General features: G+C 45.7%; 11 protein-coding genes and 1 tRNA gene. 7 read left to right on the forward strand and 5 right to left on the reverse strand.

Translation table 11 applies throughout. The features are described from left to right. Positions 1–4 precede the first annotated feature (4 nt). Positions 5–775, reverse strand: a complete 771-nt coding sequence (map, locus tag VB714_RS00490; protein WP_323220078.1) for a type I methionyl aminopeptidase — start codon at positions 773–775, stop codon at positions 5–7. A gap of 90 nt (positions 776–865) precedes the next feature. Next, positions 866–1,348 (reverse strand): hypothetical protein, encoded by a 483-nt coding sequence (locus VB714_RS00495; protein WP_323220080.1) that lies wholly within the window; start codon positions 1,346–1,348, stop codon positions 866–868. A gap of 175 nt (positions 1,349–1,523) precedes the next feature. On the opposite strand from VB714_RS00495, the gene VB714_RS00500 reads away from it, so the two are divergent. Then, positions 1,524–1,595: transfer RNA gene (locus VB714_RS00500), tRNA-Asn, on the forward strand. Between the two features lie 231 nt (positions 1,596–1,826). On the opposite strand, the gene VB714_RS00505 is transcribed toward VB714_RS00500, so the two are convergent. Together VB714_RS00505 and VB714_RS00510 are read right to left on the reverse strand one after the other, a co-directional pair. After that, positions 1,827–2,351: a single-stranded DNA-binding protein gene (locus VB714_RS00505; RefSeq protein WP_323220082.1), complete on the reverse strand. Its 525-nt coding sequence runs from the start codon at positions 2,349–2,351 to the stop codon at positions 1,827–1,829. 54 nt (positions 2,352–2,405) lie between these two features. Further along, positions 2,406–4,931 (reverse strand): mannose-1-phosphate guanyltransferase, encoded by a 2,526-nt coding sequence (locus VB714_RS00510; RefSeq protein ID WP_323220084.1) that lies wholly within the window; start codon positions 4,929–4,931, stop codon positions 2,406–2,408. A 566-nt stretch (positions 4,932–5,497) separates the two neighbouring features. Here VB714_RS00510 and VB714_RS00515 point away from each other — a divergent pair. The 5 genes from VB714_RS00515 to VB714_RS00535 all read left to right on the forward strand — a co-directional run bounded on the left by VB714_RS00515 (position 5,498) and on the right by VB714_RS00535 (position 8,955). Further along, positions 5,498–5,668 carry an NblA/ycf18 family protein gene (locus VB714_RS00515; RefSeq protein WP_323220086.1) on the forward strand — a complete coding sequence of 57 codons (171 nt, stop codon included), beginning with the start codon at positions 5,498–5,500 and terminating at the stop codon, positions 5,666–5,668. Between the two features lie 95 nt (positions 5,669–5,763). Beyond that, a complete protein-coding gene (locus tag VB714_RS00520; protein WP_323220088.1) occupies positions 5,764–6,309 on the forward strand; it encodes a phycobiliprotein lyase in 546 nt (181 codons plus the stop codon). 116 nt (positions 6,310–6,425) lie between these two features. After that, a complete protein-coding gene (locus tag VB714_RS00525; RefSeq protein WP_323220090.1) occupies positions 6,426–7,265 on the forward strand; it encodes a HEAT repeat domain-containing protein in 840 nt (279 codons plus the stop codon). A 31-nt stretch (positions 7,266–7,296) separates the two neighbouring features. Further along, positions 7,297–7,944 carry a HEAT repeat domain-containing protein gene (locus tag VB714_RS00530; RefSeq protein ID WP_323220092.1) on the forward strand — a complete coding sequence of 216 codons (648 nt, stop codon included), beginning with the start codon at positions 7,297–7,299 and terminating at the stop codon, positions 7,942–7,944. A 156-nt stretch (positions 7,945–8,100) separates the two neighbouring features. Then, positions 8,101–8,955, forward strand: coding sequence for a hypothetical protein (locus tag VB714_RS00535; RefSeq protein ID WP_323220094.1), 855 nt, complete (start codon positions 8,101–8,103; stop codon positions 8,953–8,955). A gap of 57 nt (positions 8,956–9,012) precedes the next feature. On the opposite strand, the gene VB714_RS00540 is transcribed toward VB714_RS00535, so the two are convergent. After that, the gene (locus VB714_RS00540; RefSeq protein ID WP_323220096.1) at positions 9,013–10,392 is read right to left on the reverse strand and encodes a GTP-binding protein; all 1,380 of its coding nucleotides are present in this window, start codon (positions 10,390–10,392) and stop codon (positions 9,013–9,015) included. 95 nt (positions 10,393–10,487) lie between these two features. Between VB714_RS00540 and VB714_RS00545 the strand changes: the two genes are divergently transcribed. Further along, the coding region (locus VB714_RS00545) for a hypothetical protein (RefSeq protein WP_323220098.1) at positions 10,488–10,835 on the forward strand (348 nt) is incomplete at its 3' end.

The raw sequence follows: 10,835 nt of genomic DNA on the forward strand, positions 1-10,835 counted from the left end.
ACCATCACTGCGGTTTCGTCAAAATTTCTACACCATCGACAGTTACGGCGATCGTATGTTCAAATTGAGCCGAGAGCTTGCGATCCTTTGTTAACGCTGTCCACCCATCCGATAATATGTCATGTTTCCACGTCCCCTCATTAATCATCGGTTCGATCGTAAATACCATCCCCGATCGCAGGCGTTTTCCCTTTCCTTGTCTGCCATAATGAGGAATTTGAGGAGGAGCATGAAACACGCGGCTGACCCCATGACCGACAAAATCTCGCACCACCGAAAACCCTTCCGCTTCAGCATATTTTTGAATGGCTGCCCCAATATCGCCAATTCTCCCCCCCGGTTTGACCGCCGCAATACCTCGATATAAACACTCTTCCGTCACTTCTACCAATTTCTTTGCCGTCGGGGAAGGCGTTCCCACAAAAAAAGTGCGCGATGTATCGCCGTGATAGCCATCTACAATGGGAGTAACATCAATATTGATAATATCTCCCTCTTTGAGGATTTGTTTGGCACTGGGAATGCCGTGACAAATTACCTCATTGACGCTAGTACAAATAGATTTAGGAAAAGGGGGTTTTCCGTATCCCAGAGGGGCGCTTTTAAAACCGCGTTCTTTTGTCCATCGTTCCGCCTCATCATTAATTTCGAGTGTACTAATGCCAGGTTTGACCATTTTGCCAACATGGTTGAGGAGTTCGGCGGCCACTTGTCCCGCACGTCTCATGCCCTCGATTTCTCTCTGTGATAGAAGTGTAATTTGTTCGCTACCCATGAACTTTTAATTGGTGATTCTGGTATTTGATTGGATCCTAATATTTCCATTCTAATTTCCCATCTCCCTTCTGCGATCGCCTCATCGGAGTTAATGTTGAATTTCCAAACTTAAAATATATTGTCCTAACTGCAATTTGCCAGAGTAGAGTTCATATTCGAGACGCAGGCGATCGGGTAGCAAATCCCCCGATAATTGCAACTGACGGGTAAAATTTTTCAGGTGCAGGGAGTTGGGGCGATCGCAGGTTTCGTCCTGTAACCAATAGCGACTCGTCCCATTACTATTTTTTTCCCAGCAATGACGATAGCCAAGTTTTCCTTGTCCCTGCATGGTCATAATGACGCGATCGGCGGACAATTCCAACCATAAGAGGTTATCTTTTGGATGTCCATTTAAAGCCGTCTGAGGCTGATGGGGAAGGCGATCGGGAAAAGGCGGTTGTTTTAAGACAACCTGAAATCGTTCGGCATCTTTACGATATAGGGTTGCGGCGGTTTTCAGGGTAGATTGTAGCGGCAGATCGACAGAGGTTAAAGACAGACTGATGAGTTTACGGTGGTGGGCAAGCATGAGGTTGCAAATATTGAAGGCATTTTTCCACCATAGCTTGAACCCTTGCTATAAATGGGGAATTATCACAAGAATTCGCAATTGAAAAATGTTTCAAGAAAAATTTTCTTCGAGGACTTGCCAAATTGAGTTGAGGGTGCTTATAATAAGAAACTGTTGCGGAAAACGCAGACATTCCTCAGTAGCTCAGTGGTAGAGCGGTCGGCTGTTAACCGATTGGTCGTAAGTTCGAATCTTACCTGGGGAGTTTTCAGAGATAACTTTACAGATTCAGTCCTCTTCAGAGGACTTCTTGTATGAGACAGGGAATTTGATTCCCTGTCTGACTCGATCTGCAAAATCACTTTGACAGCCCTAGAATCACCGCAGCAACCTAAAAGGGAATATCATCTAAATCTGCTATGAGACAGGGAATTTGATTCCCTGTCTGACTCGATCTGCAAAATCACTTTGACAGCCCTAGAATCACCGCAGCAACCTAAAAGGGAATATCATCTAAATCTGCTTCGTCTTCCATATCTGTAGATTCCGCAGAACTGGTTTCGGATTCAAAATCGCTAGAACTTGTAGCACGATTGTAATTGCCGATGGGAACGACATTCCCTAAATTGCTAGTCGGTGCAGGAGATGCAACGGCTACAGGAGTCGCAGCCACAGAAGGAACAACGGATTCAACCTGAGTTTCGCTAAATTCTCCCGTTTGCTTGTAAATACGGGAAAGGTTCAATTCTGCCCTTGTTTCTTTGTAGCGAACGCCTTGTTTTTCTACATCAAGGCGATCCATTTTCAGGCTACCTATGATAATGACGCGATCGCCGGCTCGATAATTAGCGCTGATTTCTTCCGCTAAATTCCGCCATCCCGTTACCCTGAGCATAGCTGGCGGGTCATTGTCTCGCAAGCCATCAAATCGTACTAGCATATTCGCGACGGGGGTATCGTCTGGAGTGCGCCGCAGTTGAGGGGATTCAACAATCTCAGCTATTAAGGTACAGCTATTCATAACTAAACTCCCTTGTCTACTCAGTTTCTAATTCTAGTCTAGAACAATTGTTCTTTAGTTTGCCGATTCTAGTCCCTGTTCGAGATCGATAAAATCTTGAACGCGCTGACGGTAATCCATGAGGGAGCGATCGACCCAATCGCGATCGTCACTATTGGCAAAAATATGTACCAATGGTTCCCCTGCATCCGGTAAGATTAGCACCCAATTGTCATTTTGACGATTGACAATTTTTACCCCGTCGATGAGTTCCAAATTTTCCGCCGGATGGGTTTCCACTAATTGCCGCATCAGAGACCCTTTTACCGTCCAAGGACAGCGCATAGTATAACTTTTATGACAAACTCGGGGTAATTCGCTGCGAATCTGTGCCAAAGAGCGTTCTTGGATGGTTAGCATTTCAATCAGTTTGGCGACACAGAACATGGCATCAAAACCGGGATGCAGTTGGGGGAAAATAAAGCCCATTTCGCCACTCCCGCCCAACACTACGCTACTGTCGGTTTGCGAGGCTTCCATTAATGCGGTAGGGTTGACTTTAGTACGAATGACTCGACCATCGTGACGGCGGGCAATTTGTTCTACGGCGCTGGAAGCATGAACCGGAACTACTACGGCACTTCTGGGGTGAGCAGTCATCATCATATTAACCATTAAAGCCGTCAGCATTTCCCCACGAATGGATAAACCGGCTTCATCGACTAAAATCAACTGTTCTCCATTGGCGGATACTTGTACCCCTAAATTGGCCTTCAGGGCTTCTACGACGTGACCTAGCTGCACCAGCAGTCCTTCTCGTTCCTCATTGGAAATGGCGATTTGACTTAAGCTGGCGTTAAGAACGACGGCATCGCAACCAAATTTAGCCAAGAGGCGCGGTAAAATTGCCCCAGAAACCGCATAACCGTAATCGATGACGACTTTGGCGTGAGAGTTGCGGACGGCTTCGACATTGAGGTGAGTCTCAAAACTCTCGGTGTAGATATCGAGGGTCTGAGTGAGGTAGGTCATAGTCCCGATATCCGCGATCGCCACTCGTCGCAGGTCTTCTTTAAAGTAAGACCCTTCGATTTTCTTTTCTTTGGCTTTGGTAATATTGATGCCTTGGCGATCGAAAAATTCAATCAAAATGGAGTCAGGACGGTTAGGATGCAAACGGACGTGAACCCCCCCCGTAACAGCAAGGGTTGAAATGACAGTTCTGGCGAGGGGAATGGCGGTTGATTCTAAGTTTTGAATTCCTACCCCAGAAGACATAATCCCAGCAATTAAAGAGCGACTGACCATGCGAGAAATGGGTCGTTGATCTCTCGAAACTGTTACCATTGCCCCTGGTTTGAGGGTCGAGGCATAAGCGGCACCGAGTTTAACGGCAAATTCTGGTGTAATGTCAATATTGGCCAAACCGGAAACACCTTGTTGACCGAAGAGATTGCGTTGCGCCATATTTCCCCAAATCAAGTTGATATTTAAAATTGCTCCTGATTCAATTTTTTTACTCGGCCAAACCCTCACCCCTGGACTGATTTGTGCTTCTTCTCCCACGGAGGAGAGGGATCCCACCACGGCACCTTCAAGAATGTGGGCGCGGCGATCGACCCGAGTTCCTCGAGAGATCACGCAGGCGCGTAAATGTGCTTCGTCGCCGACGATCGCGCCGTTGGCCACGATCGGGCGTTTGAGATTGGCATCGGCACCGATGGTAATATTATCCCCAAGGACGGTTCCCGCTTCAATATGAACCCTCGGTCCGATGCGGCAATTGTTACCAATTAGAACTGGGCGATCGATTTTCGCGGAAGGATCGATATAAGTATCGGAACCCAACCAGAGACCGGGTTCTACTTCGGGATAGGCGAAGTCGAGTTTAACTTTCTTCTCCAAACCGTCGTACTGAGACTCTCGATAGGCATCGAGGTGGCCGACATCGCACCAATATGCTTCGGCAATATAACCATACATGGGTTCTCCTTTGGCGAGGAGTAAGGGAAAGAGGTCTGTAGAAAAGTCAGATTCTTCGTTTTCCGGTAGATAGCCTAAAACTTCTGGTTCGAGGATATAGGTTCCGGTGTTGACGGTATCGGAGAAAATTTCGCTGGTGGAGGGTTTTTCGAGGAAACGAATGATTCGATTTTCTTGATCGGTAATAACTACGCCAAATTCTACGGGATTGGGGACGCGGGTTAAAATTAGGGTTGCTTTGGCTTGCTTTTCTTTATGAAAGGCGATCGCGGCTTTTAAATCAAAGTCGGTAATACTGTCTCCACTAATGACTAAGAAAGTATCGTCTAAGAGTTCGGCAATATTTTTGACACAGCCAGCAGTCCCCAAAGGTTGATCTTCTTCGACTGCATAGGTCATCTGCACGCCAAAATCGTGGCCATCTTGAAAGTAGTCTCGCATGACATCCGGGAGATAGTGGAGTGTAGCGATTACTTCTGTAATGTCATTGCGCTTGAGCAAATTCACTATATGCTCTGCGATCGGTCGGTTGAGAATGGGAACCATTGGTTTGGGAAGGTCGCAGGTCAAGGGGCGAAGTCGCGTTCCCGAACCCCCTGCCATTAGCACTGCACGCATAAATACTCCTTGATTTTTGGTTTTTTATTGGGCTTAAGGTCTTTTCATACAGCCGAGTGGCTTAATTTTCTACTCGATCGACTTTGGTAATTCTGTTTCTGTGCAATTTTTGGCGATCGCTTCATCATTAATTTTGTTTGTTATTCCAAGGCTAAAGTTGTCTTAGGGGTATTTTATCCTCCTTTCAGACAATCTACCCAAATGCTGCATTTTGAGTGCGATCCTTCCTAATCTTTACTCTACAATCTATCTCGATCGTTCTCATAAATCTTTTGGCTCTTGGCTTGGCGATCGCGGCTTAAACCTCTGTTCTGTATAGATTGTTTCCATTTTTCCGCTATTTTTCCTCAAGTTAGGGGATTTTAATTTAAGTTTTGCAACATTAATTAAATTAAGAATCAGCCCTTGACAGTTTTGTCAATAACAAGTTACATTAATTCACAAAGCAGCAGAGGGAAGGTACCGCAATACCTTAAGACTAAAACAAGCAATCACATCACCCAGGGGGGCGAACTATCGATCGCCAACGATCGTCTATCGAAATATATAGAGAAGGAGACCCTAGCATGGAAAACCCCAATAATTTCCTCAGTCTGGAACAACAATTCGAGTTACGCAAATTCGCGCAACAGGCTAAATGCGTTTCTCGCGACGAACTTGAAAATCTTTTCATTGAAATTATTCAGCAGAAAATGAGACAGGAAAATCTGTTCAAAACTATGTTCAAGGGTGCTTAGGGCGGATTAATTGACCAAAAGCTCAAGAAAAGACACCTAAGTTCTAGATTATTTTCCTTACTTATCTGTTATCCTTTCAACGAGGTTCGATCTTTATGTCATCATTGGTATTAACAACTGAGGTAAGTCTCGGAGAATTGGCGATCGCATTTCTGCAAGAATCTGTAGGAAACTGGCACTCTCAACGGCGCTATTACACCCTAAAAACCGATGAAGTGCAGGAAGTTGAGAGTTTTATAACGGTTAGCTTTCTCCCTCGCAATACTCCAGAATTGCAGCATTTAGCAATGTTACATCAATTAGAGGATGCAGATATTCTCATGGGTGGTTCTCGAGTAACCTGGGAGAGTAATTACACTAAAGAGGATCGCAAGCCTCTGAAAGGTTCGACCACATTTGGTATTTCAGAAACTCTCATGTATCGCGATCGCGGTTTTGCGACGATAAAACCGATTACAGCAGAATACACTTTACCCCCAGATAGTCCTCAAACCCTGCGTCTGCGAACAGAATATAAAGGCTCTGTCTTTGAAGAAGAGTTAAAATTAATCGGTCGCAAGTATCGCACTCGCCAAACTATCATTTCTCGGGCGGGAGAGGAGCAAACCATCGGACAGTATCTCGAAAAACGGGTCGGTTAATGCGCCCTTCCCAGGATATTCAATCGCGATCGCCAGACTTTTGCTAAAAAGTCTGGTATTTTTAGGAAATAACTTGGGAATAGGTAATCAATAATCCCGAACTCATCACTTAGTCAATGCAAGAGTATTTCGGTGCAGAAAATTTAACCCCTCCCGATGGCGAAACCCTGACGATCGCCAAAGCGATCGCCAACCTGAAGCAAAAGAAAGATACGGGGTTGCGCTACTATGCTGCTTGGTGGTTGGGACGATTTAGAGTTGACGATCCCGAGGCGATCGCGGCATTAATTGAAGCCCTTGAAGATGAAGATCTCCTCACTCCAGATGGCGGATATCCCTTGCGCCGGAATGCAGCAAAAGCCTTGGGGAAACTGGGGGCGAAAGAAGCGATTCCCGCTCTTTTGCGGTGTTTTGATTGTGACGATGTTTATGTGCGAGAATCGGCGGCTCAAGCACTGGGGGCGATCGGCGATCGCGCTTCCATTCCTCAGTTACTTAAATTTCTCGAAGGAGGAGTAGAAGCCGCCCAATTTGTGCCGGGTAAACCCCATCTAATTCAACCTTATGAAGCCATTATCGAAGCCTTGGGAGCCTTGCACGCGACGGAAGCAATTGAGGCGATCGCGCCTTTTTTAGAACACCCTGTAGAAAAAGTACAGTATGCGGCGGCTCGAGGATTGTATCAAATCACGGGAGAGGATCGCTACGGACAGAGGTTAATTCTAGCTTTACAAGGCGATCGCCTACAATTGCGCCGCTCTGCTTTAATGGACTTAGGAGCCGTGGGTTATTTACCCGCAGCCGAGGCGATCGCGGAAACTCTGGCGGAAAATAGTTTAAAGTTAATTGCCCTCAAAGGCATTTTAGAACATCATCTCCAAGCCGTATCTTCCTCATCTCTTCAGTTATCCGAAGATAGTATTCGCGTAATGGATTTTATGGACTCCCTCTTATAAAAGTCACCAGTTATCAGTTATTGAACAAACTATGAATGAAATAGCAACAAAACCTCCAGTTCAAGACTATATTAAAGCCGTCGATCTAGCTGATTCTTCAGATGGTTTGCTCGATGCGGTGAAAGCCTTGGCAGATTTGCGCCAGGAACAGGCTCTCCCGAAGTTAATTGAAATTCTGGGTTACAATAACCCAGGAGCCGCCGTTGCTGCGGTTGAGGGCTTAATTAATTTAGGCATTCCGGCGGTTCCGGCTCTCCTCGAACAACTCGATGGTTACAATTATGGGGCGAGGGCTTGGGCGATCCGCGCTTTGGCTGGTATCGGCGATCCTCGGGCGATCGATACGTTGACCCAAGCAGCGAAAGAAGATTTTTCTTTTAGTGTTCGTCGCGCTGCATCTCGGGGATTGGGTAATATTTTATGGTCGGAACTTCCCGCTTCGGAACGAGAAACCACTCAAAAGCAAGTTATTGATACTCTTATTCTTGTTTCCCAGGATGTGGAATGGGTAGTTCGTTATGCGGCTGTTTTGGGTTTACAAGGATTAGCCACTCAGCAATCCATATTTACAGAAAAAGTTTGCAACCATTTACAAACTTGGCAAGAAACAGAATCCGAACTCACTATCCGCGCTCGCATTCAACTCGCTTTACAACGTTTACAAAATGTAAATCTGTAGGTTTTTTGTCTTCATTGGTAAATATAGCGCTAAAAACCAGCAATTTTCTGTACACTCTATAGAGATGAAAATATTTTTGTTTGTACGCCCAAGAACTTGTGAGGAGCGATCGTGAATAAATTTGCGGATAAATACCGTTGCATATCTGTTGGACTTATGGCTTTAACCCTTGTCCTCAGCCCTTTACCCAGTCAAGCAGAAGCTGAAACAAGCGTTCCACCTGTAGGCAATTCTGCCAATTCTCCTCGTAGATTACCTGCGCTTCCCCCACTTCCCCGCGTCAGTCAACCCAGCCAAAATGCGATCGCCCCGGAGAGTGCAACCCCTTCTCGTCGTCTCAGTCCCCTCCCGCGCGTTAATCAACCCCCCGATCGCACTAAAATTCTTCCCAAACTGAATCGCAAAGTTATTTCCAGACAAAATTCCCTCTCTCAGCAAAATTCTCCCCCCCAACGAAATTCTCCCTCTCAGACAGTGCGATCGCAAGAAACGTCTCAAACTGCCAGTTTAGAGACCAAACCCGCTTCTATTGAAAATCGCCAAGTTGCTCAAACCGATAATGTACGCCGTCGCTACATTAATCCTACCTGGAGTTATGCGGGCTTGGGGGGGAATTTGGGCTTGTCCGATAATGGCATCACGGATCTCGGTAAAGGTTCCGTTGCGATCGATGCCAAAATTGCTTTAACCAATTACCTTTCCCTGCGCCCGGCGATTTTGATTGGAGATAGTACGACGATCTTGCTACCTCTCACTTACGATGTTAATATTCAAAGTGGCGATCCCTTTGAACCTTCTGTCGTCCATCCCTTTATTGGAGGCGGTCTTGCCCTTTCCAATCGCAATACGGAATTAAATAATAATGTGGCACCCCTTGCGACGGCGGGAGTCGATCTGCGAGTCAGCGATCGCGTTGTCGTCTATAGTAACCTCAGTGCGGGCTTTTTTGGCGAACAAACTGAAATCGGCGCACGTATTGGGGTTGGTTACGTCTTTCCTAGCAAAAAATAGATATCCCATCTTAACTCGGGCAGAATCTAAGCGGGGTGGGAATATCTCGCAAAACCTTTAAAGATGAAGGCCAATTTCATTTCGCAAGCGATAAACGATCGCATTAGGTTCAACCCGAGAGAGAATTTCTGCAATCACTGTATTGGGTCCCGCCTCTCCCCAAGTACATCCAGCCTCTAAATAGCGTTGTGCTACTTTTCCCACGGCATAAGCACCATATCCCGCTAATCCTCCTTGAATGGTTGCCGCCGATAGCCAAGTTGTCAAAGTTGCCGATCCTTCTAATCCACCCACGGCTGTTGTTTTACCAATTCCCAAGAGAAAACTACTCCCCAATTCTCCTAATAATAAACTCCCCGAACTCAATAAAATTTTACGCCAAACTTTCCCAGCTTCATAACTGGTCATGGGGAAACCATATAACCGCGCCAAAGCACGAATGAGGGCTAAATCTGCCAGCGTTCCCACGATAACATCGAGAATGGGAATGGGATTGAGTGCCACGGCTAAGGCTTTATATTTGGCATAACTCCAGATGGTTTCTTCGGCTTCCTTTTGACGTAACTCAACGGTTTTTCCGGCTAATTTCTTTTCTGCTTCTCTGCCTTGTACTAGGGCATTTAAGGCTAGAAGAGTGCGCCCTTCTCGATTCAAAATTTCTAAAATCTTCTCTCGTAATGGATCGATTTGAGGGTCTGGGGTTTCCCATTCTTGGCTGACTCGACCATCAGGCCATTCTACTCTAACTGGAAATGGAGCAGGGGCGGCGGCGGTCATGACAATTTCTTGAGGAGATAATAGGGCTTGTAATTTTTTATCTTCTTCTTTTCCTGTGCCTAGTTGTTGCAATTGTTGATAAATAATTTCGCGATCGCAGTCTGGATAGAGATCGGTTTTATTAAAGACTAAGAGTAACGGTTTTTGATAAGCGCGTAACTCACACAAGGCTTCATATTCGGTTCGGGTAATATCTCCTGCAACAATGAATAAAATTAAATCTGCTTGATAAGCGACTTCTCTGGCCATTGTTGCTCTCATTTGCCCGTCAATTTCATCCAGTCCTGGGGTGTCGATTAATTCAATTTGCACTTTATCCGCGATCGCCCAGTGAATGGACTTAGGATATTTAGTTACACCATGTATGGGTCCGGTGTCAAGGACTTTTTCCCCTAATAATCCATTGAGAACCGCCGATTTTCCTCGACTGACTAGACCAAATGCCGCAATACAGATAACCTTACGTTCTAATTTATCCAACGCACCTTTCAAGGTCTGTAATTCGCTTCTGACGGCGGCTTGCAGTTCCATACTGGGGCGATAGCGTCCGTGACGCTGAAAGCTGGAATACCAAGAGAGAGCTTGTTGCAAGCTCATTTTAGCGCGATTGTAGTGGGTTTCTTGGGACAAGGTAAAACTACGGGTAAAATAACGAGGCATTCTCTGCCTATTCTAACCGATAATTTGCTTAAATGTACATCACTGTGACGGTAAAATTCATGCAGGCAAAGAAATTAATTTCTACTCAATTTTAAATGCGTTTACTCGATTCTCAACGCCAATTTTTGACCATTATTAGCTTTCTGATTATTGGTACGATTCTCAGGCTAATTTGGGCTGCAGATATGGAATGGAAAAATGAAGAGATATGGACCTTTGAACAAGCGCGTAAAATTGCAATGGGAGAGATACCACTTCCTGCGATCGGCATTCTCAGTTCGATCGGTATTCCTCAAGGGGGACTCAATATGTGGTGTTTTGCGGCGATCGCCAGTTTTTCTGAAGATCCTGTGGTTATGGTGCGTTGGATCGGTGGGATCAATAGTTTGGTCTTATGGTCGTTTTTCGCTTTTATTTTGTGGCAAATTACCGCTAATGAGAGA

Source organism: Spirulina sp. 06S082 (assembly GCF_034932145.1).
Taxonomy (GTDB): domain Bacteria; phylum Cyanobacteriota; class Cyanobacteriia; order Cyanobacteriales; family Spirulinaceae; genus CCY15215.

Excerpts from the sequence above, each read along its gene's own strand:
- map (WP_323220078.1), bottom strand. The coding sequence starts at position 775 with ATGGGTAGCGAACAAATTACACTTCTATCACAGAGAGAAATCGAGGGC.
- VB714_RS00495 (WP_323220080.1), bottom strand. The coding sequence starts at position 1,348 with ATGCTTGCCCACCACCGTAAACTCATCAGTCTGTCTTTAACCTCTGTC.
- VB714_RS00510 (WP_323220084.1), bottom strand. The coding sequence starts at position 4,931 with ATGCGTGCAGTGCTAATGGCAGGGGGTTCGGGAACGCGACTTCGCCCC.
- VB714_RS00525 (WP_323220090.1), top strand. The coding sequence starts at position 6,426 with ATGCAAGAGTATTTCGGTGCAGAAAATTTAACCCCTCCCGATGGCGAA.
- VB714_RS00530 (WP_323220092.1), top strand. The coding sequence starts at position 7,297 with ATGAATGAAATAGCAACAAAACCTCCAGTTCAAGACTATATTAAAGCC.
- VB714_RS00505 (WP_323220082.1), bottom strand. The coding sequence starts at position 2,351 with ATGAATAGCTGTACCTTAATAGCTGAGATTGTTGAATCCCCTCAACTG.
- VB714_RS00515 (WP_323220086.1), top strand. The coding sequence starts at position 5,498 with ATGGAAAACCCCAATAATTTCCTCAGTCTGGAACAACAATTCGAGTTA.
- VB714_RS00535 (WP_323220094.1), top strand. The coding sequence starts at position 8,101 with ATGGCTTTAACCCTTGTCCTCAGCCCTTTACCCAGTCAAGCAGAAGCT.
- VB714_RS00520 (WP_323220088.1), top strand. The coding sequence starts at position 5,764 with ATGTCATCATTGGTATTAACAACTGAGGTAAGTCTCGGAGAATTGGCG.
- VB714_RS00540 (WP_323220096.1), bottom strand. The coding sequence starts at position 10,392 with ATGCCTCGTTATTTTACCCGTAGTTTTACCTTGTCCCAAGAAACCCAC.